We start from the raw sequence: 26,061 nt of genomic DNA, 5'->3' as shown, positions 1-26,061 counted from the left end.
TAGAGGGCGACGACGAGGTCGATGTCTTCCTCCGTCGCATCCTCGGGGTAGTCGTCGTCCTCCTCGTCATCCTCGTCTTCTTCGTCGTCGTCCTCGAGATCGTCATCGGCGTCGTCATCGAGGTCTTCGTCATCCTCGTCGTCGTCGTCCTCATCGTCGAGGTCGTCGTCGAGCTCATCGTCATCGTCGATCTGGAGCGCGCTGAAGTCGTCGCCCTCGAGATCGTCGATCCCCGGGCGGTCGTCACCGTGGTCGGCCAACTGGGCTTCGAGGTCCTCGTCGCGTCCGCTCATCACCACTCCTTCTCGTCGGCTCCCATCGTGTCAGGTTCTGGGGCAGAACACACGCGGACTTCGCATCCTGGCCGGGCCCCCAACCCGCCGCCACCCCCGCCCGTGTGGGACGCCGACGACCCGGCGTCAGACACGGCGTCGGCCCGGCCTCCGCCCCGGCGTCCGGACGGCCGGACTCCCATGTCACGCGCGCAACGCATGTGGGAAGCTGACCCCGTGGAACTCATCGATGTCGATCACCCTCTGGTCGCACACAAGGTCTCGCTGCTGCGCGACGTCAACACCGACTCCCCCACCTTTCGCAACCTGGTCGCCGAGCTCGTCACGCTGCTCGCCTACGAGGCGACGCGGCGCGTCCGGGTCGAGCCCCACGATGTGGTGACGCCCGTCGCGCCCGCCCGCGGCGTCCATCTGAGCCTGCCGCGGCCGCTGGTCGTGCCGATCCTGCGCGCCGGGCTGGGCATGCTCGACGGCATGATGCGGCTGATCCCGTCGGCGGAGGTCGGGTTCGTCGGCATGGTGCGCGACGAGGAGACCCTGCAGCCGTTCACCTACGCCGAGCGACTGCCGAAGGATCTGTCCGGACGCCAGTGCTACGTCCTCGATCCCATGCTCGCCACGGGCGGATCGCTGGGCGGCACGGTGCAGTTCCTCGTCGACCGCGGCGCCGACGACGTCACGTGCATCTGCCTGCTCGCCGCCCCCGAGGGCATCGAGAACATGCGCAAGCTCGTCGACCCGATCGGCGTCCCGTGCACGCTCGTCGTCGCGGCCGTCGACGAGCGGCTGAACGACGTGGGCTACATCGTCCCCGGCTTGGGCGACGCCGGCGACCGCCTCTACGGGCTCGCGCAGTAGCGAGGGCACACCCGGGCGGGTGGAAAGACTCCTCCGGGTGGTTTTTTTGTCGGACGCCGCCGCTAGCGTCGTCTTCCACAGCAACGCGTCCGAGGAGGAACCATGCCTGACAACGACACCAACCAGCCGAACCCCGCCGAAGAGGTCGAGGGCCAGCTCGACGCCGAGGGCGTCGAGACCCAGGCTGACGCCGAGGCCGCCCAGGGCTCGCGCGACGAGAGCAAGGCTGAAGACGACATCTCGTCGGGCCAAGCCGACCTCAGCGGCCAGGCCGGCGAGACGACCGACGAGAAGGCGGCGAACATGCTGGCCGACGAGGCGTCCGCGGAGGGTCGCGCCTGAGGCGTCCGGCCTGATGCGGGGGTGACGCTCGCCCGCCCGGGGCGTCCGGCCGGTCGGCCGGTGCCCCGCGCGGGCGCGCCCCCGCGGCGGCGTCCGGGGGTCTGATCGCGGTCGAGGGGCTCGTCGCGGCCTCGATATGCTGTCGGGGTGCTGACGATGCAAGATGCCCTTCGACGCCTCAACGACTACTGGACCAGCCGGGGCTGCCTGGTCGTCCAGCCTTTCAACACGGAGGTGGGCGCCGGCACGATGAACCCCGCCACGGTGCTGCGCGTGCTCGGCCCCGAGCCGTGGGACGTGGCGTACGTCGAGCCGTCGGTGCGTCCCGACGACTCCCGGTACGGGGAGAACCCGAACCGGTTGCAGACACATACGCAGTTCCAGGTGATCCTGAAGCCCGAGCCCGGCGACCCGCAGGAGCTCTACCTCGGCAGCCTCGAGGCGCTCGGCATCGACCTGGCGGCGCACGACGTCCGGTTCGTGGAAGACAACTGGGCGCAGCCGGCCATCGGCGCGTGGGGCCTGGGCTGGGAGGTCTGGCTCGACGGCATGGAGATCACGCAGTTCACCTACTTCCAGCAGGTCGGCGGGCACAACCTCGACCCGATCCCGGTGGAGCTGACGTACGGCGTCGAGCGCATCATCATGGCCGTCCAGGGGGCGACGCACTTCAAGAACATCGTCTACAGCCTGGCGCCCGACGGCACCGAGATCACCTACGGCGAGGCGTTCGGCCAGTCCGAGTACGAGATGAGCCGCTACTACCTCGACGACGCCGACGTCGAGACGAACCGCACGCTGTACGAGGCGTACGTCTCCGAGGCGACCCGCATGGTCGAGGCGCGGCTGCCCGTGCCGGCGCACACCTACATCCTGAAGTCGTCGCACGCGTTCAACGTGCTGGACGCCCGCGGCGCCATCTCCACGACCGAGCGCGCCAAGGCGTTCGCGACGATGCGCCGGCTCATGCGCGAGACCGCGACGCTGTGGATCGAGCGGCGCGAAGAGCAGGGCTTCCCGCTGCTGAAGCAGGTCACCGACGAGGTGGCCGAGCCGGAGGCGTCCGACCGGGCGGGGCTCGGCGACGAGCCGCGCACGCTCGCGCTCGAGATCGGCCTCGAGGAGCTGCCGCCGCATGTCGTCGGGCAGACGATCGAGGCCGTCCGGGCGGCGCTCACCGAGAAGCTCGGCGCGACGCGCCTCACGCACGGAGAGATCACCGTCGACGGCACGCCCCGGCGCATCGTCGCCCTCGTGGACGCCGTGTCCGCCGTGGAGCCCGATGCCGAGCAACTCAAGAAGGGCCCGCGCTGGCAGGCCGCGTTCGACGCCGACGGCAACCCGACGAAGGCCCTCGCCGGCTTCATGCGGGGCCAGGGCGTCGGCGTCGACGAGATCGTGAAGGCCGAGTTCGGCGGGAACGAGCACGCGGCCGTCCGCATCGCGATCGCCGGGCGGCACGTGCTGGACGTCGCGGCGTCCATCGTCGAGGACGTCGTCGCCGGGCTGCGCGCCGAGAAGAACATGCGCTGGCGCGACCCCGAGTTGTCGTTCAGCCGGGCGATCCGGTGGCTGGTGGCCCTGTGGGGCGACGCGGTGGTGCCGGCGCGGATCTCCGACGTCGTCGCCGGTCGCACCACGTACCTGCAGCGCGTGACCGCGGGCATGACCGGCGGCCGCCGCTCCGACGGCGCGCTCGTGGGGCATGTGGACGTCCCCTCCGCCGACGAGTTGCTGCCGACCATCGGCGCCGGATCCATCGAGGTGTTCACCGGTCAGCGGCGGTCCGCCGTGGTCGAGCAGGCCGAGGCGCTGGCGTCCGGGGTGGGCGGCACGATCGACTTCGAGGGCGAGTCGGCCCTGGTGGACGAGATCACCAACCTGGTCGAAGACCCGCACGCCGTGCTGGGTCGCTTCGACGAGCGCTACCTGGAACTGCCCGCGCAGATCCTCACCACGGTGATGCGCAAGCACCAGCGGTATCTGCCGCTGTACGACGCCTCCGGCGCGCTCATGCCGGCCTTCGTGACCGTCGCGAACGGGCTCTGCGACGACGACCTGGTCGCGCGGGGCAACGAGGCGGTCGTCCGGGCGCGGTTCGAGGACGCGCTGTTCTTCTGGAACGCCGACCTCAAGACCGAGCGCGTGGACTTGTTCGTGCCGGGCCTCGAGAACCTGATGTTCGAGAACAAGCTGGGCTCGGTCGGCAAGCGGGCGCGGCGCATCGCCGACGTCGCCGCGGCGCTGGCCGGGCGGGTCGAGGTGTCGGACGCCGAGCGCACGACGTTGACGCGCGCCGGGGAGCTCACGAAGTTCGACCTCGCCACCCAGCTCGTGGTGGAGATGTCGTCGCTGGCGGGCTTCGTCGCCGGAGAATACGCGGCGCGGCGCGGCGAGACGCCCGAGGTCGCGCAGGCGCTCGTGGAGACGGAGAAGCCGCGGACGGCGTCCGATGAGGTGCCGGCGTCGACCGTCGGCGCGCTGCTCGCCGCCGCCGACCGCGCGGACCTGCTGGTCGGCATGTTCGCCGTCGGCGCCCGGCCGACCGGGTCGTCGGATCCGTTCGGGCTGCGGCGCGCGGCACTCGGGCTCGTGCGCATCCTGCGGGAGGTGCCGGCGCTGGCGGCGGTGCGGGTGTCCGACGTGCTGGCCGCCGCCGGCGAGCGCTACCGCGCCGAGGGCGTCGCCGTCGATGACGAGACGCTGGCCGCCGCCGGCGAGTTCGTGCTCGGCCGGTTCGGGCAGCTCATGCGCGACGAGGGGCTGACCGTGGGCCAGGTGGCGGCGGTGGAGCCCAGCATGGACGTTCCGGGGGCTGTGGCGGCGCTGTTGGACGACCTGCGGCAGGCGTCCGGGGAGGCCGGGCTGCAGCCGCTGGTGGAGGCGCTCGTGCGGATCGACCGGATCGTCCCCGAGGGAGTGGAGCCGGGCCTGGATGAGGCGCGGCTCGCGTTGCCGGAGGAGAAGGAACTGGCGCGGGAGGCGTCCGAGGTCGGGCACGCGGGATCGCTGGCCGCCTTCGCCGCCTCGTCGGGACCGCTCGTCGAGGCGATCAACACCTTCTTCGACAAGGTGCTCGTGAATGACCCCGACCCCGAGGTGAAGGCGGCGAGGCTGGGGCTGCTGGCGTCCGTCCGGGAACTCGCGCCCGCCGGGCTGGACTACGCGGCGGTGGATGCCGAGCTCTGACCCGTGGGCGTTTCTACCTGACGTTTTCCACCCTCTGAGGTGGAGAACGTCACACGCCCCCAGGCGAAGCCGTGCCTCAGTTCGGGCGGGCGAGATCGTCGACGCGCTCGGCTCCCGGCAGCTTGAGGAGATCCGCCCCGGGCAGGAACAACTTCGACCCACGGATGCCCGAACCGATGCACACCCACGGGACGTCCGCGGCGGCGGCGTCCACCCAGATCGGCCAGTCCTCCGGGACGCCGACCGGCGTGATTCCGCCGTACTCCATCCCGGTGGCGTCGACGGCGTAGTCCATGGGGGCGAAGGACGCCTTCCGCGCGTTCAACTTCTTCCGGACGAGGCCGTTCACGTCCACGCGACGGTCGGCGGGCGTCATGCAGACAACGTGCTTCTCGACCCCCGCGCGCGTCCCGCGCACGACCACCGCGTTGATCGAGGCGTCCAGCGGCACGTCGTAATGCGCGCACAGGTTCTCGGTGTCGGCGTACTCGGGGTCGATGGCGGCGACATAGGCGTCGAGGTCGAGCGAGCGGATCGCGTCGCCCACCGGCGGGGCGAGCAACTCCGGGTGGTCGGCGGCGGGCAGAGGCTCGAGACGTCCGGCGACGCCGGAGTTCAACAGCTGCTGGCTCATGCTCCCACCTTGTCACAAGGGCACCACCCGTGACGCGGCGGCCCCACGGCGAGGCATCCCCGCGCCGCTCGCTGCACCGTTGGGGTTCAATGGAGCCGTGACGTCGATCCCGGAGATCTTCCCCCCGCGCGGCCTGCGCATCACCAGCGGGCCGCTGGAGCTTCGGGGCATCGGCGAACCCGAGATGCTCGCTCTCCTGGACGTGGTGCGCGACGGCGTCCACGACCCCGCGACGATGCCGTTCAGCTTCCCCTGGACGGACGCGCCCGCCGACGAACTGCCCCTCAACTACCTGCAATGGTGGTCGCGGCACGTCACCGACTGGACGCCCGCCGCCTGGTCCATCGACCTCGCCGCGGTGTGGGAGGGCGAGGTCGTCGGCGTCCAGGGCGTCACGACGCGCGACTTCCTCGTGACCCGCGGAGGCGAGACCGGCTCGTGGGTGGGACGTCGTTTTCACGGCCGCGGCATCGGCACCGCGATGCGCCGGGCATGGGTGGCCTTCTTGTTCGGTCATCTCGGGTTCGAGTACGTCACCTCGTCGGCCTTCGTCGACAACGCCGCGTCGCTGCGGGTGAGCGAGAAGCTGGGGTATCGCCCCAACGGAAGCGTCTGGTACGCGCGCCGCGGCGAACGCGCCGAGTGCCGGCGGCTGCTGTTGCGGCGCGAGGACTTCACCGGCGCCCCGCCGATCGCGGTCGAGGGCGTCGAGGCGGCGCGACGGTTCATCGGCATCGTCCCCCGCTGAGAGGGCGAAGACCCAGCGCGGTGCCGGGCACCCGCTGGCTGAGGCTGCGGTCTTGAGAAGCGTCGAACGGGCCGTCCGATCGAGATCACGAACCACCGCCCTCGTCGCTGAGAGCGCAGGTGTCACCAGCACACCAGTCGACAGCGTTCGTCGCGCTCGGCTCCACTCCGGGACGCCGATCGAGTGGTGCGCTGGTGACATCCAGGGCAGAACAGCCCCTCTGCCCACCGCGGCGGGCATTGCGAACGAACTCAGACGAACTGCCCCAGCAACGCGAGCGCGTCGGGCATGAACGGCTTGTCGGGGTCCTCGATCCAGGCGCGCAGATCGTCGGGCGTGAGCCAGGCGCCCCAAGCGACCTCCTCGGCTTGGTGCCGGATCGGCCCGTCGTACACGCATTCAAAGCGGAACCCGTAGTAACGGGTGTGTTCGTCGGCGTAGAAGCCCTCGCCCAGGCTCCGCAGTGCGACGCCGGCCACACCGAGCTCCTCGCACGCCTCGCGGACGGCCGCCTCCCGCGGATCCTCCCCCGCCAGCAGCACCCCGCCCGCCGTGAAGTCGTAGTAGCCGGGGTAGACATCCTTGGTGTCGGTGCGTCGGTGGACGTAGATCCGCCCCGACGAGTCGCGCACAATCACACCGGTCGCCCCGTGAATCAGGTTCTCGCCCCGCACCTTCCACCGCGGAGCCGAACCCACCACGGCCCCGGTTTCGTCGAACAGCGCCACGATCTCGTCCCTGGCCACGCCCTCACTCTAGGACGCCGGGGCGACGTCAGTCCGATCCGTTCGCGGTCGGCGTCAGTAGTAGTAGGGAGTCAGTAGTAGTAGGGAAAGCGCGACCAGTCCGGACGCCGCTTCTCCAGGAAGGAGTCGCGCCCCTCGACCGCCTCGTCCGTCATGTAGGCGAGACGGGTGGTCTCGCCGGCGAACACCTGCTGCCCGACCAGGCCGTCGTCGATCGCGTTGAACGCGAACTTCAGCATCCGCTGGGCGGTGGGCGACTTGCCGCACACCGTCGCGGCCCACTCGAGACCGACGTCCTCGAGGTCGGCGTGCCGGACGACCCGGTTCACCGTTCCCATCTCATACGCCCGCTGCGCGTCGTAGGTCTCCCCGAGGAAGAAGATCTCCCGCGCCACCTTCTGCCCCACCTGCCGCGCGAGGTACGCCGAGCCGAAGCCGGCGTCGAAGCTGCCGACGTCGGCGTCCGTCTGCTTGAAGCGCGCGTGCTCCTCGGACGCCAGCGTCAGGTCGCTCACCACGTGCAACGAGTGCCCGCCGCCGGCCGCCCACCCGTTGACCAGGGCGATCACGACCTTCGGCATGAACCGGATCAGCCGCTGCACTTCGAGAATGTGCAGCCGCCCGCCCTCCGCGAGCGCCCGCCGTTCGTCGACGGTCTCGGCCGTCTCGCCGGCCGCGTATTGGTAGCCCGACCGGCCCCTGATGCGCTGGTCGCCGCCCGAACAGAACGCCCAGCCGCCGTCTTTCGGCGAGGGGCCGTTGCCCGTGAGCAGGACGCACCCGACATCCGCCGACTGCCGCGCGTGATCGAGCGCGGCGAAGAGCTCGTCGACCGTGTGCGGCCGGAAGGCGTTGCGCACCTCCGGGCGGTCGAACGCCACCCGGACCGCCGGAACGTCCTTCGCGCGGTGATAGGTGATGTCGGTGAACTCGAACCCGGCGACGGGCTCCCACACCTCCGGACGGAACGGGTTGGCTTCCATGTGCGGCACCCTACCGGGCACCTCCGCCCTCGGACGCCTCCCCCGGGTCGCCCTCGGCCGCCGGCCGGCCGGCGCCGTGGGCGTCCCTCTTCTTGTGGGGGATCAGGTGCATCACGCCAACCACGATCGCCCCCACGACCAGGCCGATCACCGCGGACGCCAGCGTGTTCACCAGCCAGCCGAGGAACCCGCCGAGCCCGCCGGGCACTGCGTGGGCGACGGCCTCCTCGGCGTGATGGACGAACTCGTACACCGGGTGCCAGCCGAGCTCGTTCACCCCGACCAGGATGATGTGGCCACCGACCCAGAGCATCGCCGCGATGCCGACGGTCGAGAGCACCTTCATCACGATCGGCATCGCCTTCACGAGGCCGCGGCCGAATGTTTGCAGTGCGGGCGAGGGACGCCCGGCGAGGTGGACACCGATGTCGTCCATCTTCACGATCAGCCCGACGACGCCGTAGACGAGCAGGGTGATCACGATCGCGACGATCACGAGCGCGGCGGCCCGCAACCAGAACTCGTACTCGGCCACCTCGTTCAGCGAGATGACCATGATCTCGGCGGAGAGGATGAAGTCGGTCCGGATCGCGCCGGCGACCATCTTCTCCTCCGCGTCGCCGCCTTGGACGGCCGCCGTCTCCTCCGTCTCCTCCTGGTGGCCGGCGAGGCTGCCCCAGATCTTCTCGGCGCCCTCGAAGCAGAGGTACGTCCCGCCGAGCATGAGCAGGGGCGTGAGCGCCCACGGCGCGAACTGACTCAGCAGCAGGGCCACCGGCAGGATGAACACGAGCTTGTTGCGCAACGACCCGACCGCGATGCGCCGGATCATGGGCAGCTCGCGCTCGGGCTTGAACCCGTGCACGTACCGCGGCGTCACCGCCGTGTCGTCGACGACCACCCCCGCCGCCTTCGCGCTCGCGCGACCGGCTGCCAGGCCCACGTCGTCGATGGACGCCGCGGCCATCTTCGCCATCGTCGCGACGTCGTCCAGCAGAGCGGCCAGCCCCCCGCTCATCGGCTGCCCCCCTGCGCATCGATGTAGGCCTTGATTTCAGCGACCGCGTCGCGCAGTTCGCCGTGGGTGGCGGCCTGCTCGTCGCGCTTGAGGTCGACGCTCAACTCGCCGCCGGGGATCAGCTGGGCCAGCTCTACCTCGGCCGGGCCGTCGGCGCCCGACTTCATGAGTCCGGCGTTGAGGTCGTGAACGCTGAGGCCGACGCGTGCCAGGGCGGCCTTGTCGACCTCGCCGTCGCGGATGATCGTCGTCGGGCCCCCCTCCAGCAGACGCTCGATCCGGGGCCAGCGCTGGGCCACCCGGTCCAGCACCGCGTTCGCCGCGACCAGCACGACCGCCCCGAGGATTCCGCCCACCAGCGAGTTGTCGGGCCCGATGATCGCGTTCTGGACCACGTTGCTGAGCAGCAGGACGACCACCAGGTCGAGGTTGTTCATCTGTGCCAGCAGCCGCTTGCCGCCGAGGCGCACCAAGATCAAAATGCCTAGATAAACCGCGGTCGTGCGGACGATCTTCTCGACCGGGGGAATGTCCATCCCCGTGAGCAACGCGGCCCAGTCAACGTTCATGGCGGCACGCTACCCGCTTGGCGGCGGCGCGACGAGCGCCCGGCCGGGCGGTCCGGCTAGGGTGTGCGCACGCCCCGCCTCGAGGAGGAACCCATGGAGCACCGAGGCCCCCTGCCCGACATCGACGTCCCCGACATCGGCCTCTACGAACTCCTCTGGGAAGGACTCACCGACGCGGACGCCGCGAAGGTCGCCGTGCTCGACGAGGCGTCCGGGGTGCGTCGCACGTTCGGCCAGGTGAAGCGCGACGTGGACGCCTTCGCGACGTGGCTCGCGGCCCGGGGTATCGGCCCGGGGGACGCCGTGGCGATCGACCTGCCGAACGGCCCCGACTACCTGTCGGCCTTCCACGGGATCGTCCGGGCGGGCGCGGCGGCGACGCCGGTGAACGCGGCGGCGACGGCGTCCGAGATCGGGCGTCAGCTCACGACCACCGACGCCCGCATGATCGTGACCGCGCCGGCGCTGGCCGAGCGCGTCGTCCGGGGGGCGGCGCAGGCCGGGCTGGAGGCGTCCGCGGTGCTGGTGACGGGCGAGGCCGGCACGGAGGCGTCCGGGTGCGGGTCGTTCGCCGAGGCGCTCGCCACCGAACCGTCGCCCCCGGAGATCAGCATCGACCCGGCGACGCACCTGGCGTGCCTGCCGTTTTCGTCGGGGACGTCCGGGCTGCCGAAGGCCGTGATGCTCAGCCACCGCAACCTCGTCGCGAACATGCTGCAGTTCAACGAGGTGCTGGCGCCGCTCGGGGACGAGGTGAGCCTGGTCGCGTTCCTGCCGTACTCGCACATCTACGCGCTCACGACGAACCTCAACTACGGCCTGCTGCGGCGCGCCACCCAGTACACGATGGCCGGGTTCGACCCGGCGCTGTTCCTCGGGATCGTGAGCAAGCACCGGCCCGCGATCCTGTTCGTGGTGCCGCCGGTGGCGGCGTTCCTGGCGAAGCATCCGGCCGTCGACAAGGCCGATCTCAGCTCGGTGAAGCTCATCGTCTCGGGCGCGGCCCCGCTGGACGGCGCCGTCGGTGACGCGCTCGCGGTGAGGCTCGGGGCCCGGGTGATCCAGGGGTACGGCATGACCGAGCTGTCGCCGGTCACCCATGTCATCCCGCTCGACTGGCCCGACCCCGACCTCGGCACGATCGGCACCGCGATCCCGAACGTGCGGTTCCGGGTGGTGGACCCGGACAGCGGCGAGGACGTCGCGGTGCCGGCGTTCGGGGAAAGCGAGCCCGGCGAACTGTGGTGCTCCGGGCCGAACGCGATGCTGGGCTACCTCGGCGAGGTGCCGGACGCCGACGCGGTGCGCGACGCCGACGGCTGGGTGCACACGGGGGACCTGGTGGTGGTGGACAGCCGCGGGGTCGTCCGGATCGTCGACCGGATCAAGGAGCTGATCAAGCGGCGCGGCATGCAGATCGCGCCGGCGGAGTTGGAGGCGCTGCTGGCGTCCCACCCGGCGGTGGCGGACGCGGCGGTGCTCGGCGTCCGGACGAAAACGGGCGAAGAGGTGCCCCACGCCCTCGTGCAGCTCGCACCGGGGGCGGAGGCGTCCGGGAGCGAATTGCGCCAGTTCGTCGCGGGCACCGTGGCCCGCTACAAGCAACTCGGAGGCGTCACGTTCGTCGAGAAGGTGCCCCGCTCGGCCGCCGGGAAGATCCTGCGGCGCGAGCTGCCGGCTCTGGTGGGGTCGGGCAGGTAGGCCTCAGCCTCGCACGTTCCGGGCGCGGCGCGGTACGTCGGTGATGATGGCGTCGACGCCGCGATCGATCATCGCGCGGATGTCCTTCTCGGCGTTCACGGTCCAGACGTGGACGGACAGGCCGCGCTCCTGGCTTTTGTCGATGACCTTCCGGTTGGCCCAGCGCATGGGTGGATGGATCGCCCCGACCCCCAGCTTGTCGACGTACTTCCACGGCTTGAACAGCGGGTCGGAGTAGAGGGCACCCAACTCGGTCGAGGGCCGGAGACCGAGGATGCGGCGCAGCGAGTAGTGGTTGAACGACGACAGGATCACCTGATCTTTCGCCCCGGCCTCGGCGACGATCTGGAGCACGCGCTCCTCAAGCCCGTGGTAACGCAGCTTGTTGTTCTTGAGTTCGATGTTGACGAGGCGTCCGGCGCCGGCCACGAGGTCCAGCACCTCACGGAGCAGCGGGATGCGCGCCCCGGCGAACCCTTCGCGGCCACCGCTGGCGTCCAGACGCCGGAGCTCCTCGAGACTGTGGTCGGCCACCCACCCGGCGCCGTCGGTCGTGCGCTCGAGCGTTTCGTCATGGATCACGACGACCTCGTCGTCCCGGGTGAGCTGCACGTCGAGTTCGACGCCGTCGGCACCCTGCTCGAGGGCCTCTTCCATCGCGGGGAGCGTGTTCTCGGGGGCGTCTCCGCTGGCCCCGCGGTGAGCCCAGATCTGCGTCATGTCGGTCACGATGCCAGTCTCCCGGCGCCCGTCCGCCGTCCGCGCGGGGGGCCACGCAAGGTTCACCCCCTCTTCGCCCCGCGGTCACCGGGACCGGCATCGAGGGACGGCTGCGGGCCCGATCCGCGAGGGACGAGACGCGTGGCGTCGGCCGGACCGGTTTCGGGTGGGCGGCCGGTCCGCCGCCGGGTCGCGGTGGGGGGCGGCGGGTTCTCGGCACCCTGTCACCAGCACACCGCTCGACGCGTCTCCCGGCGCCACCTCCCGGGCAAAGACGGGTTGAGCGGTGCCCTGGTGACACCCGACTCAGCAGCCCGGCCTCTGCCCATCGCGCATGCACGCCGACGTCACCGCGAGGCACCCCGCGATTCCCCCACCCCGACGGGACGCGCGGGGTTTCACACGAGCTTCCGGGACTGAAAATGTGAACGGCCCGACGTCACGGGCACGCCCCAACGCGCGTGAAGGCCCGTGTAGTTTCGCGTGGGTGAGAGCCCCGACACCCATCGACAAGATCGCCGACGACTACACGCGCGAGCTCGCGACGCTGTCTCCCCTCCTCGCGACCGACCTCGGGCTCCCCGGCCACGACCACCTCATGGGCGACCACTCTCCCGCGGGCCACGCGGCCCAGGCCGACCTCCACCGTCGGACGCTCGCCCTCCTCGACTCCGCCACCCCGCTCGACGACACCGACCGCGTCACCGTCGCCGCGATGCGCGATCGACTCGGCCTCGACATCGAGGCCTACGAGGCGGGCGACCACCTGCGGGCGGTCTCGAACATCGCGTGCCCGGTCCAAGAGTTCCGCGACATCTTCGACCTGATGCCCACCGAGACCGCGGACGACTGGGCCAACATCGCGTCGCGGCTCGCCCAGGTGCCCGATGCGATCGCCGGCTACGTGGAATGCCTCCGGGTCGGCGCCGACCGCGGCCTTCTCCCCTCTCGCCTCGGCGTCACGGACGCCTTCGTCCAGGCGCGCATCCTCGCCACCGAGCCCGACTCCTTCTTCGCGACGTTCTGGCGCGACGCCCGTCCCGGCGGCTCCGAGCCGGCTCCCGCTCTCGCAGCCGATCTCGAACGCGGAGCGCGGGCGGCGGCCGACGCATACGGGGCGCTTGCGGACTTCCTCCACGACGAGCTCCTCGGGCAGGCCAAGCGGGACGCGGCGGTCGGCCGCGAGCGCTACCAGCGCTACTCCCGCCTCTTCGTCGGTTCCACCGTCGACCTCGACGAGACCTACGACTGGGGCCTCGACGAGCTCGCCCGCATCGCCGCCGAGCAGGACGCCCTCGCCGCCGCGATCGCCGGGCCCGGCGCGACCCTCACCGATGCCGTGGCCGTCCTGAACGCCGACCCCGCTCGCCTCCTCCGCGGCACGGACGCCCTCCAAGCCTGGATGCAACACGTCTCCGACCAGGCCATTCGCGAGCTCGACGGCACCCATTTCGACATCTCCGAACGCATGCGCACCCTCGAATGTCGCATCGCCCCCACCCAGACCGGAGGCATCTACTACACCGGCCCGAGCGCGGACTTCTCCCGCCCCGGACGCATGTGGTGGTCCGTGCCCGCCGGCGTCACCGAGTTCTCCACCTGGAGCGAGCGCACCACCGTCTACCACGAGGGCGTCCCGGGTCATCACCTCCAGATCGCGCAGGCCGTCGAGAACGCCGCCGAGCTCAACCTCTGGCGCGGCCTCGCGTGTTGGGTCTCGGGTCACGGCGAGGGCTGGGCGCTCTACGCCGAGAAGCTGATGGACGAGTTCGGCTACCTCGACGACGACGGCGACCGCTTCGGCCTGCTCGACAGCCAGCGCCTGCGCGCCACGCGCGTGGTGCTCGACCTCGGCTTCCACCTCCGCAAGGACGCCCCCGCCTCCTTCGGCGGCGGCCGCTGGGACTACGACAAGGCCTGGAACCTCCTTCGCAGCAACGTCGCCATGGAGGAGAAGTCCTTGCGGTTCGAGCTGCACCGCTACCTCACGTGGCCGGGGCAGGCGCCGTCGTACAAGATCGGCCAGCGCGTCTGGGAACAGATCAGGGACGCCGTCGCGCGCGACGCCGCCTCCCGCGGCGAGGAGTTCTCGCTCAAGGACTTCCACACCCGCGCGCTGAATCTCGGGGCGCTCCCTCTCGACGTCCTCCGCGAGGCCCTCGTCGGCTGAGCGGCCTCACGAGGAGGCACGCGGCCAGGGCTGTTCGATCGAACCGGACGACCACGCCGAGCTTCTGACGCGACCGACACGCGTCGCGATCCGCCGTCCGGTCATGGCCGCTGCGCGCGCCGGGACGCTCGCTACAGTGGGCGAAACCTCCACGAAAGGACCATCGTGCCCCAGAAGTACGTGCTCGGAATCGACCACGGGACGACCATGACCCGCGCGATCGTTTTCGACACCGACGGCAAGGTGATCGGCAGCGGCCAGCGCGAGCACAAGCAGTACTATCCCCGCGCGGGCTGGATGGAGCACGACGCCCGGGAGATCATCGACAACCTCGATCGGGTGGTCCGCGATGCGATGCGGCGGCTGCGCGTCCGCACGACCGACCTGTCGGCCGTCGGTATCGCGAACCAGCGCGAGACCGTCGTGGTGTGGGACAAGCGCACCGGCAAGCCCATTCACCGGGCGATCGTGTGGCAGGACACCCGGACGCAGAAGCAGGTCGACGCCCTCGCCGACGGCGACCCCAACCGCTTCCGCGAGAAGACTGGCCTCACCCTCTCGACCTATTTCGCGGGCCCGCGGGCTGCGTGGATCCTCGACCACGTCCGCGGGGCGCGCGCGAAGGCCGAGCGCGGCGACCTCGCGTTCGGCACGATGGACTCCTGGATCGTCTGGAACCTCACCGGCGGCCCGCGCGGCGGCGTCCACGTCACCGACGTGACGAACGCCTCCCGGACCCTCCTCATGGACCTGAACACCTGCCAGTGGGACGCCGACCTCTGCGACGCCGTGGGCGTCCCGCCGGCGATGCTGCCGACGATTGTCTCCAGTTCCGAGGTGGTCGGCGAAGCCGGCCGCCGGACGTCGCTCGCGGGCGTCCCGATCGCCGGCATCTTCGGCGACCAGCAGGCCGCCGCGTTCGGGCAGGCCGCGTTCGGCCCGGGCGACGCGAAGGGGTCGTTCGGGACGGGGGCGTTCCTCTCGATGAACACGGGCGTCCGGCCGATGATCAGCGAGAACGGCCTGGTCAGCACCGTCGCGTACCGGCTCGGCTCGAAGCCGCCGGTCTACGGCGTGGAGGGCTCGATCGCGGACGCCGGCTCGGTGCTGCAGTGGATGCGCGACGAACTCGGCCTGTTCGCGCGCATCGCGGACGCCGACAAGCTCGCCGCGTCGGTGCGCGACTCGGGTGGCGCGCACATCGTCCCGGCGTTCTCGGGGCTGTTCGCGCCCCACTGGCGTCCGGACGCCCGCGGCACCATCGTCGGCCTGACCAGGTACGTCACCAAGGCACACCTGGCTCGGGCGGCGCTGGAGAGCTCGGCCTTCGCCGCGCGCGAGGTCGTGGACGCGATGAACGCCGACGTCCTCGCGACCGGGCTCGGCGCGCCGGTCGAGGAGCTGCGGGTCGACGGCTCCCTCACCACGAACGACGACCTGATGCAGTTGCTGGCCGACCTTCTGGACGTCCCGGTGGTGCGTCCCGAGGTCGTCGAGACCACCGCGCTCGGGGCCGCCTACGCGGCCGGCCTCGCGGTCGGCCACTGGGAGAGCCTCGACGACATCGCCCCCAATTGGACCTCCGACAAGCGGTGGGAGCCCTCGCTGCCCGTCCCCGAGCGCGACCGCCGCCTGCGCGTCTGGAAGAAGGCCGTCGCCCACGCCGTCGATTGGGTGGATGCCGATACGACCCCCGACGACCTGGTCACCACCTGACAGGCCGGGCCCGGGCCGCACTCAGGCCCGCCGCAGCCCCACCGCGGTCGGGACCGGCTCGGTCTGCCCGCCCACGTGCTGGATGCGGTCGCCCCGCACGGTCACCTGGCTGGCGTGGCAGCGCAGCGCGCCGGCGATGCGCTCGTTGAGGTCGGGCCGAACGACCCAGTACCCCTCCGGTCGCGGCCCGTGGTCGGCCCGCGACACCGAGATCACCTCCACGAACGGAACCCCCACCTCGGACGCCGCCGCCCGCGTCGCGCCGGCGAGGACCACGTGGTCGGGATGCCCGTATCCCCCGCGCTCGTCGTAGCCGACGATCGCCTCAGCACGGACGGCCCTCGCGTAGGCGGCGATGTCGGCCGCGATGTCAGCGGGATCCGCAAGGCTGAGCGCGTCGGGGCCGGCCTCGTCGCCGGGGCCGGCGGTGGTCTCCTCCGCGTCGACCCAGCGCATCCCCGAATCGGTGTAGCGGCGGGGCTCGCCGGCGCGGGCCGGCGGCGTCCCGAGGAAGCAACGCTCCGCCACCCCGAGGACGCGAGCGGCGGCGTCCAACTCGCGCTCGCGCTGCTCGATGAGCGCGGGCGTGCCGACGAGCGCCGGGTCCACGGCCGGCGTCACCTCGCCCGCCTCGCCGCGGCAGGCGGTGAGCAGCGCCACGTGGACGCCGGCGTCGGCCAACTCGACGATCACGACGCCCGTGCTCAGCGTCTCGTCGTCGGGGTGCGCGTGGACGAACAACACCCTGCGATAACCGGCCAGCGGGTTGGTCATGCGCCCAGGGTAGGCGACGACGGATTCGGCGTGCGGGGGTCGTCGCACACCCTCGGCCGAGTTGCCCGCCAATAAGAATGTGCAACTTCCGGCATGTTCGTGCCCCACACCGCCGAATCTTCCGCTTCTCTCAGCGCCCGGCTCCTATGGTGACAGGTAGTCGCCAAAATCTGGGAGTCAGAGATGCCAGCACACCCCCGCGCGCGGACTCTCGCCTTCGCGCTCATCGCCGCGCTCGCGCTGTCGGCCATCGGCTGTGGAACCCAACCTCCCGGAAAGCCGACCGCCGCCACACCGGAGCCCGTCGCCCAGGTCACGCAGGGCGGGGCCACGGCGTCCCCCTTCGCGAACCCACGGACCAGCCGATCGGCGACCCCCGAGGTACCCGCGGCGTCCCGGATCATCTCGCCCACCGACACCCCGTCGCCGGGCACGCCGTCCCTCAGGACCGCCCCGCTGCCCGCGCACACCCGCATGGCCGTGGCCGACCCGTCGGGACTCGTCGCACCGTCGTGCCCCCGGCCGTCGTCGGTGTTCAAGACCGTGGCCATCAGCGACCTCGCCAACGCGGACGTCGGTCCCACCGACGACTCCCAGAAGCTGCAGGACGGCACGAACCACTCGGTCGCGGCGTCCGCGTGGGCGTACCCGGCGAGCCAGGTGCACGACTGGATGGAGGGGCGCGGCGCACCCCCCGGCAAGAAGATCGCGTTCCTGACGTTCGACGACGGGCCGACGGGGGTCACGACGCCGCAGATCCAGAAGATCCTGCGGGACGAGGGGGTTCATGCGACGTTCTTCGTCGTCGGACGCCAGGTGAACGACAAGACCGCGCCGGTGCTGCGGCAGTCGATCGCGGACGGCCACGCCGTCGCGATCCACTCGTACGGCCACGACTACCACTACCTCTACCCTCAGCGCGTCGCCAACGCCCAGCACATCAGCTGCGACCTCGACTGGGCGCGGGCGGCCGTCCGGGCGGCGCTGGGCCTGGGCTACACGTCGCAGGCGTTCCGCTACCCGGGCGGCTCGCTCTCGTGGAAGGGCCTCGCGGCGAGTGAGGCGGCGGCGAAGGCGTCCGGAATGACCTGGATCGACTGGAACTCCCTCTCCGGGGACGCCGACGCCCACTGGCCGCACGCCACCCCGGACGACCTCGTCTCCAACGTCTTCCGCAGCGCGCAGCTCGAGCCTGCCGCCCAGCGCAACGCGCTGGTGATCCTGAACCACGACTTCTTCCCGAACCCGAAGACGGTCGCCGCGCTGCCCACGATCATCCGCAAGCTCAAGGCCGCCGGGTACGAGTTCGGGATCATCGACTGACGCCCCAGCGGACGACCGCCGCGGGCGGGAGGCGTGTCGCGACCGGGACGAGCCGCGGTCCGGTGGGCCGTGGGGGTCGGGCCGTGACAAGGTGGTGGGGTGCGCATCCTCATCGTTTGGGCCCATCCGGACCCCACCAGCTTCACCCATGCCCTCGCCGCGCGGACGGCCGAGACCGTCCGCGCGGCGGGGCACGATGCGATCCTGCGCGACCTCTACGCGGACGGCTTCGACCCGATCCTCCCCGCCGCCGAGCAGCATCGCGCCACCGAGCTGCCGCCCGATATCGAGGCGGCGACCGCGGAGGTCGCCGGCGCGGACGGGCTCGTCGTGATCCACCCGAACTGGTGGGGCATGCCCCCCGCCATCATGACCGGGTGGATTGACCGGGCTTTCCGGCCCGGCCGGGCATACGCGTTCCAGGCGCAGGATTCGGGCGAAGGCATCCCGGTCGGGCTCATGCGCGCGCGGACCGCGATCGTCTTCAACACGGCCAACACCTTCCCCTCCCGCGAGGAGGCGGTCTTCGGCGACCCGCTCGACCGCATCTGGCGCGACTGCATCTTCGGGCTGTGCGGCGTCACGGACGTCCGCCGCCGCACCTTCACCCCCATGGTCGTCAGCGGCCCCGATCAGATGCAGGCGTGGCTCGACGAGGCGTCCGCCCTCGTCATGGACGCCTTCGGCGCCTGAACGCCGATGGGCCTGACCCAAGGAGGTTCGGCAGCCGGGGCCGGACTCGGCCGACGCGAGCGCCGCGAGATCGACCGGCGTCTTTGGGCGTTGACCGTCCCGACGTATGCGACGCTCGTCTCCGAGCCGCTGATGGTTCTCGCGGACTCGGCGTTCGTCGGGCATCTCGGCGTGGCCGAGTTGGCCGGGCTCGGCATCGCGGGCAGCGTCGTGTCGCTGCTCGTGGGGCTGTCGGTGTTCCTGGCCTACGGCACGACCGCGACCGTCGGGCGTCGGCTGGGCGCCGGCGACCGCCCAGGTGCGCTGGGTGCGGGCATCGACGGCATGGCGCTCGGGCTGATGCTCGGCGCAGCGCTCGGAGTCGGGGTGGCCGTGCTCGCCGGCGAGATTCCGCGGTGGTACGGCGCGACAGACGCCGTAGCCCGGGCGGCGGCGTCCTATCTGCGGATCGTGGGGTTCTCGCTGCCGGGGGCTCTCGTCGTGCTGGCCGCGACGGGGGTGCTGCGCGGCCTGCAAGACACGCGGACGCCCCTCGTGGTCGCCGTGTCGGCGAATCTGCTGAACATCGCGCTGAACGCGACGCTGATCTACGGGGCCGGGCTGGGCATCGCCGGGGCCGCCCTGGGGACGACTCTCGCGCAGTCGGCGGCCGCGGTCGTCCTGGGGGGCGCGGTGCTCCGGACCGCGCGCGCGGCCGGGGTGGCGCCCGGCGTCCACCCGGGCCCGATCCTGGCGGCCGCGAGGTCGGGGAGTTGGCTGGTGATCAGGTCGGCGTCCCTCCAGGGGGCCATCGTGGCGGCCACGGCCACGGCGACGCGGCTCGGGCCGAGCGCGCTGGCTGCGCACCAGGTGACGAACGCCCTGTGGACGTTCCTGTGCTACGCGCTCGACGCCATCGCCATCGCTTGTCAGGCCCTGATCGGGAACCGCCTCGGGGCCGGCGAGATCGCCGAGACCCGCGCCATCATGGGCCGCAGCATCGGGTGGGGGCTCGCCTTCGGGGTCGTGACGGCGGCAGCGCTGGCGCTGGTGCGTCCGGCGCTGGGGCCCCTGTTCACGCCCGACCCGTCCGTTCAAGGATTCCTGCTCGGCTCGGTGCTCCTGCTCGCGGCGATCGTCCCGGTGGGGGCCGTGGTGTTCGTGCTGGACGGGGTTCTGATCGGGGCCGGTGATGCGCGCTACCTGGCGTTGGCGAACTCGATCGCGACGGCATGCTTCTTGCCGATGACCGCGTTCGTGCCGGGCGACGCCGGCGGGCTCGTGTGGCTGTGGGTGGCGTATGGCGGGTACATGTGCGTCCGGGGTGTGACGCTCGTGGTCCGGGCGCGCACCGACGCCTGGCTCCGGGTCGGCGCCTGACCCGCTCCCCAAGTCAGGGGCTACGGCTCCCCATCGGGCCTTACCTGGCCGCAGTGTCACCAGCACACCCCTCAACGCCTGCGGCCGAGGCCACCGCCGCTTCCGCAGGCGGGTCCTGAGGTGCGCTGGTGACACCCCCCGGGGGAGAGGCTCCGGGACAGCCGCCCCACGGCTGCGACCCACAGCACGAGGCCCCGGCCCGCGAAAAGCGGACCGGGGCCTGTCGGTGATCGGGACTCAGTACCCCTGGGTGGGATCCACGACGTTGCGCAGCGGCGCGCCGTCGAGGAAGGCCCGGAGGTTCTCGCAGAAGATCTCGCAGATGCGCTCGTCCTCCCGCGTGTCGAGGCCGCCCGAGTGGGGGCTGACCAGGACGTTCTCCATGTCCCACAGCGGGGAAGAGGCGTCCAGGGGCTCCTTTTCGAAGACGTCCAGCGCGGCGAACCCCACCTGGCCCGCGCGCAGGGCGTCGACGAGGGCGGCCTCATCGATCACCGTGCCACGCCCGACGTTGACGACCGTGACGCCGGGCTTGGCGGCCTTGAAGATGTCGGCATTCAGCAGCCCGGTCGTCGTGGGCGTGCCGGGCAGCGTCACGACGATGTGGTCGGCCCGCCCGACGATCGAGCGAAGGTCGTCCAGCGGGTGCACCTCGTCGACGTTCTCGACCGGCTCGACGCGGCGCTTCATGCCGAGGACGGTCATCCCGAGGGCTTTGGCGCGCTTCGCGACCTGCTGCCCGATGCCACCGAGGCCGAGCACGAGGATGGCGCTGCCCTCGATCGGGCGCCCCACCACACGGACAGGCCACTCGTGCGCCCGCTGCTGCCGTTGGAGCCGGGGAAGATCCTTCGTGCCGCAGAACACCCCGAAGATCGCCCATTCGGCGAGCGGGATGCCGTGCGCACCGGCGGACGTGGTGAACACGATGCGGGCGTAGTCGTCGTCGACAAGACCGGCGGCCACCACCTGGCTGCCGCCACCGGCGGCCATCGTCTGAACCCAGCGAAGGTTGGGGTTCGCCGCGACGGTCCGGGCGAGCTTCGCCGGGTCGACGTCCGGGATTCCGTAGAGCACGTCGGCCGTGTCGCACATTGCGTCGAAGCGGGCCTCCTGGTCGGGGGTTCGCGCGAAGGACGGGTCGCCCGAGAAATCCGCCGGGTGGCGCATCGGGGGAAGCAGCTCCTGATCGACCACGACCTCGACCCGCGGGTCGACGGCCGCGACGCGGTCGCAGAGCTCGGGCGCGAGCGGGGTGGCGACAACCACCCGGACGTTTGACTCAGTCATCAGCGCTCACCCGCGTCCGCGAGGTCGACCAGCGAGCGGCCGCGGGTCTCGGGCGTCACGAACGTGGTGGCGAACGTGATCAGCGAGAGCACCAGCGAGTAGGTGCCGATGGTCCACCAAGCGTTGTTCGTGGCGGCCAGGAACACGGCGCCCAGCATCGGGGCGATACCGCCGGCCAGGACCGCGGAGATCTCGCGGCTCATCGCGACGCCGGTGTAGCGGTGCGCGTTGCCGAAGAGCTCCGGCAGCATCGAGCACTGCGGCCCGAGCATGCCCTGGACACCGATGCCGATGCCGACCGCCATCACCAAGATCACGAGCCAGGGGTTCCCCAGCGTGATCAGGTAGAACCCGGGCAGCGCGATGATCGCCTGGAACAGCGCCGCGTACCGGTAGACCTTCACGCGCCCGAGCCGGTCCGAGAGCGCGCCGAACGCCACGACCGTGAAGATCGAGACGACCGCCGCCACAACCGCCCCGACCGGTCCGATGTTCGCGCCCTTGTAGACCGCGATGGTGCCGATGAAAGCCAGCAGCAGGGCGGAGTAGATCGACGAGTTCCCGTTCTCGGCCATCCGCAGGCCGATGCCGATGAGGATGTTCTTCCGGGACGTCCGCAGCGCCTCGCCCAGCGAGATCTTCTCCGGCTCGATGCCCTCCTGCTCGAGCACCTCGAAGGTCGGCGACTCCTTCAGCTTCGCCCGGATCCAGACCGCGACCAGGATCAACACGGCACCGAGCAAGAACGGCAGACGCCACAGCCACGTGTGCAGGACGTCCTGGTGCGCGAGGGCGAGCAGGGCGAACGTTCCCGCGCCCAGCAACGTGCCCACCTGGATACCCACGAACGGAAGGGCCGCGAAGAAGCCGCGCCGTTTCGGCGGCGCGAACTCGGAGATGAGCACCGCACCCGCCTGCTCGGCTCCGGCGCCGAGGCCCTGGAAGATGCGCGCGTCACCAGCAGAATCGCGCCCAGCATGCCGGCCGTTTCATAGGTGGGGAGCAGGCCGATGAGGAAGCTCGAGCCGCCCATCAGGGCGATCGTGATGATCAGGATCATCTTGCGGCCGAGCTTGTCGCCGAGGTGTCCGAAGACGAGGCCACCGATCGGGCGGGCGGCGAAGCCGACGGCGTAGGTGCCGAACGAGGCGATCATGCCGCCCGCGGGACCCAGCGGCTGGAAGAAGAGCGGGCCGAAGATCAGCGCGGTGGCAAGGCCGTAGATGTAGAAGTCGTAGTACTCGAGAGCCGAGCCAACCGAGGACGCGAGCACTGCGCGCTTCAGTTGCTCCGGATCAACCTTCGGGCTCTCGGGCACCGTGGTGGAGTTGGTGCTGGATGACATGGCGTTCTTCCTTGGTCGTCATTGAGAGAGGAAGTCTCCCACCAGCAGTATGCACCATAGACGGAACAGAGTTCAATACATTGAACACGCACAGTTGCCGTCTCCCCAGGGGAGCAGGGGGCTGCCGTACCGCGGCGACGAGCCGGCGGCGTCCACAATCGCTCAGGAAAGAGCGTCCAGGGGGTTGCCGAGCGACTGGGCGAGCCCCCGCAGCGCCGGGACGAACCGGCGACGCTCCCGGTCCGAGAACGTGGACGCCAGCGTCGTGACGCTGACGGCAAGCTTCGCCGCCCGGACGCCTCGGGCGGGCACGACGACCGCGAGCCCGACGACGCCCTCGGACGCCTCCTCATGGTCCTCGCCGTAGCCCCGGCCCCGGATGTCCCGGATGTCAACCATCAGCTCGGACAGGGTCCGATGGCTGTGGCGGGTCATGCGCGGCAACTCGGCCACGCCGTGGTAGAGCCGCTCGATCTCGTGGTCGTACAGGTCCGCGAGCAGCGCCTTGCCCTGCGCCGTGACGGACGCCGGAAACCGGTCGCCGATGCTCGCGGTGAACCTGATCGCAGGGTGGCCCTCGTAGCGGGCGAGGACGAGCGTGTCGACGCCGGCCTGCACGGAAAGCCGGAGCGTCTCGTCGTGAAAGACCTCGGACGCGGCGCAGAGCTCGTAGAACTCGCGCACCTGGTCCATCCCGGTGAGGTAGGCGCCGCCGAGTTCGACGAGGCGGCGTCCGAGGGAGTAGCCGGCGTCATCGCGACGGATCATGCCGCCCAGCTCGAGCGCGGTCAGGATGGAACTCGTCGACGACTTCGGGACGCCGAGCGCGCGGCTCAGGTCGCTGAGGCTCATGACCCCGTCGGGCGAGGCAGCCAGCGCGTCGAGGACACCGATGGCCCGGACGACGGCGGGGGCAGCTCCGGGGGGAGTGACGTCGGTTCCGCCGCGCGCAGGTGACATGGGGGCAGGATAGCGGGAGGGATGCGCGGTCTGGGTGGTGGGAGGCTCAGCCCTGCGCCGCGTGGAGCGAATAACCCTGGGACGCCGCCCACGCCACCGCCTGGCTCCGCCGGGTGATGCCGAGCTTGCGGTAGGCGTTCCGGACGTAGGACTTCACCGAGTTGATCGACAGGTGCAACTCCTGGGCGATCTCGGCGTTCGTCCGTCCCCGCGCGATGCTGAGGATCATGTCGAGTTCTCGTGGAGTGAGGCGTGGCAGCCGGGCCACGTCGCGCGGGCCGTCGAGTTCCCGCGCGATGACCAGTTCGCCGGCGTGGATCCGGCGCAGATCGGCGGCGAGATCGTCCGCGGACGCCCGCTTCGACAGGTACCCCGCCGCGCCTTGGATGAGGGCAGACTCGACCAGCACGGGATCGGCACTCCACGAGAAGCCGACGACCGACCGGACGCGAGGGTCAGCGATGAGACGCCCCAGACGGTCGTGCGGATTCCGCGCGGTGCAGGCCATGTCGAAGAGCGCGACGTCGACCCCGGAGGCGGGCAAGGATTCCACGACCCGCACGCTGCTCGACGAGTCGGTGAACAGCGATGCGAGGCCGGCGTGCAGCAGCGGGACGTCGTCGATGAGGGCTACCGTCGTCACCCCCGACCGGCCAGGTCGCTTCACCCCGCTCCTTCCGCCCGGAGCTCACCAGCCGGGCACGCGGGCTCAGGATAGCGGTCCTAGTCAACTCGTGTTCCAGACGGTTCAAAAGTGGCGCGAGCGGGTCGAACGTGCACGATGTTGCGCACGCCGAGGGGCGTCCCCGCGCGGGCCGGCGTCCGGGACGCACTGGCGCTCCGGACTAGGGCGTCGCCGCGAGCGCGACGCGAACCACCATGCTGACCAGCACGTAGATCGCCAGGCCGGTCGGCACCAGCCACAGCCCCCAGATCGCCACGGCGGGGCCCCGGGCGGGCCAGCCGAGGGCGTGCGCGTAGACGCGCAGGTAGCTGGGCGAGGCGGTGGCCATGATGCCCGGACGCCCCCCGGCCCGGTCCGCCTCGACGTAGGCCCCGGAAGCCCTCCAGCCCAGGACGGCGACGATCACCGCGAGGATTCCGATGAACGTGAGGTTGCCCTCGACGACGGTATTCACGACGAACAGCGCGAACCCGCCGGCGACCGCGAGCGAGCACCCCAGGGCGCGGCGCGCCGTCGGGGGGCTCGGAAGGCGCCGAGCCCCCGCGGCCACCTCTGGCTCGGCAGACATGGATCCCTCCTCGATCGTCGGGCTGGGCAATCCGCGCTTCGCAGGAAGCGTAAGCGCGCTGCACGCCCCGGGGGCTGCTGTACACGCTGACCGCGCAGCAGCGGGCACACAATCCCTCGGGTCCCTGGCCCGGGGATCGGCGCTCGCCTAGGCTTTTGTCATGACAGAAGATTTCGCAGAGGCGATCAGCAGCGACAACGTTCCAGTGCATCAGGACCGGCGCTACCCGTTGCTGGGCGACCCGGAAACCGAGGGGAATCCGAACTTCGAAACGCACGACGACGGCAAGAACAACGACGACGTCGACGCCGAGTTCTCCAACTCCGACTACCAGAACTGACACTCGGCTGTCGGCCCCTCACCCCGGCGCCGCCGGGGTACCCTGATGCGGAGCCGACCTGCCAGCGAGGTAACCGTGCGAGCGCTCTCTCCCCATGAGATCCGGGCGAGTTTCATCAATCACGACGACCCGGCGTCCATTCCGATGCCGTGGTGGATCGACGCGACGCTCTGGGACACCTTGGACTACCTGGGTTGGGTCGATCCCGCGTCACCGACCCGCGCCTACCTGGTCACCGAGGCGTCGCCCGAGATGCCGCTGCCCGCGGCCCCCGGGCGTCCCGATGACCTCGTCGGCATCGCGCTCCGGCTGCCGAAGACGTGGCAGTCCGGCGGACGCCGCGGGCTCTGCAATCTGTGCCGCACCCAGCACCGATCCGTGGACGCCGTCATGATGGTCGCCCCGCGCGCGGGTGCCGCCGGACGCAACTTCAACACCGTCGGCACGTATGTGTGCGCCGATCTCGCCTGTTCCCTGTACGTGCGACGCCTCCGGCGGGCTTCGGGCGGCGGCTTCCTCCCCGAGACCCTGGACGAAGAGCGACGCATCCTGCGCCTGCGTCGCAACCTCGGCTCGTTCATCGAGCGGGTCGCCGCGTGACGGACGCGCCGGGCGGACGTCCGAGCCGGCCCCAGCCCCTGAGTGCGTCACTCCCGCCGAGCGAGCGCGCCACCATCGCCGCGCGCTACGCCCTAGGGCTGGCGGTGGTGTTCTTCCTCGGAGTGGTGAACCGCTGGCTCGCGGACGGCGTCCACATCACCGGGGCCGATGTGACCGGTGGCCTGTACGCGACGCTCATCCTGGTGAATCCGGTCGCGAGCCTCGTCGCCGGGGCATTGCTCGGCTATAAGCACGGAATCATCTGGCTGTTCGCGCCGCTGGCCGGCGTCGCGTTCATTCCGGCCACCTACGTCGTCTACAACGAGAGCGCGATGCCGTACGCGATCGGCTACATGGTGTTCGCCCTCCTCGGCATGCTGGTGGGACGCCTCATCGACCGCGTCCGGTCGCGGCGCGCGTGACGGCGTCCCGACGGT

The 26,061-nt window shown here is 71.0% G+C and carries 26 protein-coding genes and 1 pseudogene; 13 read left to right on the top strand and 14 right to left on the bottom strand.

The genetic code is table 11. The features are described from left to right. Positions 1-293, bottom strand: a 293-nt coding sequence (locus WMJ97_RS03460; protein ID WP_347347566.1) for a hypothetical protein, incomplete at its 3' end; no start/stop codon positions are given. 216 nt (positions 294-509) lie between these two features. Here WMJ97_RS03460 and upp point away from each other — a divergent pair. The 3 genes from upp (at position 510) to WMJ97_RS03445 (ending at position 4,682) form a co-directional block, all read left to right on the top strand. Then, positions 510-1,151: a uracil phosphoribosyltransferase gene (upp, locus tag WMJ97_RS03455; protein WP_347347565.1), complete on the top strand. Its 642-nt coding sequence runs from the start codon at positions 510-512 to the stop codon at positions 1,149-1,151. A 102-nt stretch (positions 1,152-1,253) separates the two neighbouring features. Beyond that, positions 1,254-1,493, top strand: a complete 240-nt coding sequence (locus WMJ97_RS03450; protein WP_347347564.1) for a hypothetical protein — start codon at positions 1,254-1,256, stop codon at positions 1,491-1,493. 156 nt (positions 1,494-1,649) lie between these two features. Further along, entirely contained in the window at positions 1,650-4,682 is a 3,033-nt protein-coding gene (locus WMJ97_RS03445) for a glycine--tRNA ligase (RefSeq protein ID WP_347347569.1), read from the top strand. 76 nt (positions 4,683-4,758) lie between these two features. Here WMJ97_RS03445 and WMJ97_RS03440 read toward each other — a convergent pair whose 3' ends face one another. Next, positions 4,759-5,316, bottom strand: a complete 558-nt coding sequence (locus WMJ97_RS03440) for a YbaK/EbsC family protein (protein WP_347347563.1) — start codon at positions 5,314-5,316, stop codon at positions 4,759-4,761. Positions 5,317-5,413: 97 nt separating this feature from the next. Between WMJ97_RS03440 and WMJ97_RS03435 the strand changes: the two genes are divergently transcribed. Then, positions 5,414-6,064 (top strand): GNAT family protein, encoded by a 651-nt coding sequence (locus WMJ97_RS03435; protein ID WP_347347562.1) that lies wholly within the window; start codon positions 5,414-5,416, stop codon positions 6,062-6,064. Positions 6,065-6,315: 251 nt separating this feature from the next. On the opposite strand, the gene WMJ97_RS03430 is transcribed toward WMJ97_RS03435, so the two are convergent. The 4 genes from WMJ97_RS03430 to WMJ97_RS03415 all read right to left on the bottom strand — a co-directional run bounded on the left by WMJ97_RS03430 (position 6,316) and on the right by WMJ97_RS03415 (position 9,380). Continuing rightward, positions 6,316-6,810: an NUDIX domain-containing protein gene (locus WMJ97_RS03430; RefSeq protein ID WP_347347561.1), complete on the bottom strand. Its 495-nt coding sequence runs from the start codon at positions 6,808-6,810 to the stop codon at positions 6,316-6,318. A gap of 71 nt (positions 6,811-6,881) precedes the next feature. After that, entirely contained in the window at positions 6,882-7,793 is a 912-nt protein-coding gene (locus WMJ97_RS03425) for a 1,4-dihydroxy-2-naphthoyl-CoA synthase (protein ID WP_347347560.1), read from the bottom strand. A 10-nt stretch (positions 7,794-7,803) separates the two neighbouring features. Beyond that, positions 7,804-8,811 (bottom strand): DUF808 domain-containing protein, encoded by a 1,008-nt coding sequence (locus WMJ97_RS03420; RefSeq protein ID WP_347347559.1) that lies wholly within the window; start codon positions 8,809-8,811, stop codon positions 7,804-7,806. Further along, positions 8,808-9,380 (bottom strand): YetF domain-containing protein, encoded by a 573-nt coding sequence (locus tag WMJ97_RS03415; protein WP_347347558.1) that lies wholly within the window; start codon positions 9,378-9,380, stop codon positions 8,808-8,810. Before WMJ97_RS03415 ends, WMJ97_RS03420 begins: the two co-directional genes overlap by 4 nt. A gap of 93 nt (positions 9,381-9,473) precedes the next feature. On the opposite strand from WMJ97_RS03415, the gene WMJ97_RS03410 reads away from it, so the two are divergent. After that, on the top strand, positions 9,474-11,081 hold the full coding sequence (locus WMJ97_RS03410; RefSeq protein ID WP_347347557.1) for an AMP-binding protein: 1,608 nt from the start codon (positions 9,474-9,476) through the stop codon (positions 11,079-11,081). A 3-nt stretch (positions 11,082-11,084) separates the two neighbouring features. Here the strand turns inward: WMJ97_RS03410 and WMJ97_RS03405 are convergent, their stop codons facing one another. Beyond that, the gene (locus tag WMJ97_RS03405) at positions 11,085-11,801 is read right to left on the bottom strand and encodes a glycerophosphodiester phosphodiesterase (protein WP_347347568.1); all 717 of its coding nucleotides are present in this window, start codon (positions 11,799-11,801) and stop codon (positions 11,085-11,087) included. Between the two features lie 487 nt (positions 11,802-12,288). Here WMJ97_RS03405 and WMJ97_RS03400 point away from each other — a divergent pair, with 487 nt between their 5' ends. Beyond that, a complete protein-coding gene (locus WMJ97_RS03400) occupies positions 12,289-13,971 on the top strand; it encodes a DUF885 domain-containing protein (protein ID WP_347347556.1) in 1,683 nt (560 codons plus the stop codon). A gap of 162 nt (positions 13,972-14,133) precedes the next feature. Then, positions 14,134-15,687 carry a glycerol kinase GlpK gene (gene glpK / locus WMJ97_RS03395; RefSeq protein WP_347347567.1) on the top strand — a complete coding sequence of 518 codons (1,554 nt, stop codon included), beginning with the start codon at positions 14,134-14,136 and terminating at the stop codon, positions 15,685-15,687. A gap of 21 nt (positions 15,688-15,708) precedes the next feature. On the opposite strand, the gene WMJ97_RS03390 is transcribed toward glpK, so the two are convergent. Next, a complete protein-coding gene (locus tag WMJ97_RS03390; RefSeq protein ID WP_347347555.1) occupies positions 15,709-16,461 on the bottom strand; it encodes a PIG-L family deacetylase in 753 nt (250 codons plus the stop codon). A 183-nt stretch (positions 16,462-16,644) separates the two neighbouring features. Here WMJ97_RS03390 and WMJ97_RS03385 point away from each other — a divergent pair, with 183 nt between their 5' ends. From WMJ97_RS03385 to WMJ97_RS03375, 3 genes are all read left to right on the top strand, one after another. Further along, positions 16,645-17,784, top strand: a complete 1,140-nt coding sequence (locus tag WMJ97_RS03385) for a polysaccharide deacetylase family protein (RefSeq protein WP_347347554.1) — start codon at positions 16,645-16,647, stop codon at positions 17,782-17,784. A gap of 99 nt (positions 17,785-17,883) precedes the next feature. Continuing rightward, on the top strand, positions 17,884-18,477 hold the full coding sequence (locus WMJ97_RS03380; protein WP_347347553.1) for an NAD(P)H-dependent oxidoreductase: 594 nt from the start codon (positions 17,884-17,886) through the stop codon (positions 18,475-18,477). Between the two features lie 90 nt (positions 18,478-18,567). Next, entirely contained in the window at positions 18,568-19,836 is a 1,269-nt protein-coding gene (locus WMJ97_RS03375) for an MATE family efflux transporter (RefSeq protein ID WP_347347552.1), read from the top strand. Between the two features lie 237 nt (positions 19,837-20,073). Here the strand turns inward: WMJ97_RS03375 and WMJ97_RS03370 are convergent, their stop codons facing one another. The 6 genes and pseudogenes from WMJ97_RS03370 to WMJ97_RS03345 form a co-directional block, all read right to left on the bottom strand. Continuing rightward, positions 20,074-21,126: a D-2-hydroxyacid dehydrogenase gene (locus WMJ97_RS03370; protein ID WP_347347551.1), complete on the bottom strand. Its 1,053-nt coding sequence runs from the start codon at positions 21,124-21,126 to the stop codon at positions 20,074-20,076. Next, positions 21,126-22,031 carry an MFS transporter gene (locus WMJ97_RS03365; RefSeq protein WP_347347550.1) on the bottom strand — a complete coding sequence of 302 codons (906 nt, stop codon included), beginning with the start codon at positions 22,029-22,031 and terminating at the stop codon, positions 21,126-21,128. The genes WMJ97_RS03370 and WMJ97_RS03365 overlap by 1 nt, the downstream gene beginning before the upstream one ends. Positions 22,032-22,114: 83 nt before the next feature. After that, a pseudogene (locus tag WMJ97_RS03360) lies at positions 22,115-22,471 on the bottom strand (MFS transporter); the annotation flags it as partial. A 162-nt stretch (positions 22,472-22,633) separates the two neighbouring features. After that, on the bottom strand, positions 22,634-23,431 hold the full coding sequence (locus WMJ97_RS03355; RefSeq protein ID WP_347347549.1) for an IclR family transcriptional regulator: 798 nt from the start codon (positions 23,429-23,431) through the stop codon (positions 22,634-22,636). A 46-nt stretch (positions 23,432-23,477) separates the two neighbouring features. Continuing rightward, positions 23,478-24,098: a response regulator transcription factor gene (locus tag WMJ97_RS03350; RefSeq protein WP_347347548.1), complete on the bottom strand. Its 621-nt coding sequence runs from the start codon at positions 24,096-24,098 to the stop codon at positions 23,478-23,480. Between the two features lie 178 nt (positions 24,099-24,276). Continuing rightward, entirely contained in the window at positions 24,277-24,684 is a 408-nt protein-coding gene (locus WMJ97_RS03345; RefSeq protein WP_347347547.1) for a hypothetical protein, read from the bottom strand. Between the two features lie 160 nt (positions 24,685-24,844). Between WMJ97_RS03345 and WMJ97_RS03340 the strand changes: the two genes are divergently transcribed. The 3 genes from WMJ97_RS03340 (at position 24,845) to WMJ97_RS03330 (ending at position 26,046) form a co-directional block, all read left to right on the top strand. Continuing rightward, positions 24,845-25,024 carry a hypothetical protein gene (locus WMJ97_RS03340; protein ID WP_347347546.1) on the top strand — a complete coding sequence of 60 codons (180 nt, stop codon included), beginning with the start codon at positions 24,845-24,847 and terminating at the stop codon, positions 25,022-25,024. A 75-nt stretch (positions 25,025-25,099) separates the two neighbouring features. After that, entirely contained in the window at positions 25,100-25,624 is a 525-nt protein-coding gene (locus WMJ97_RS03335) for an FBP domain-containing protein (RefSeq protein WP_347347545.1), read from the top strand. Between the two features lie 104 nt (positions 25,625-25,728). Continuing rightward, positions 25,729-26,046, top strand: coding sequence for a hypothetical protein (locus WMJ97_RS03330; protein WP_347347544.1), 318 nt, complete (start codon positions 25,729-25,731; stop codon positions 26,044-26,046). Positions 26,047-26,061 lie beyond the last annotated feature (15 nt).

It is taken from the genome of Nigerium sp. (assembly GCF_039811905.1).
Classification (GTDB): Bacteria; Actinomycetota; Actinomycetes; order Propionibacteriales; family Propionibacteriaceae; genus Propioniciclava.
Note: the sequence above shows the minus strand (reverse complement) of the source record. Positions and strands in the feature narration are given on the sequence as shown.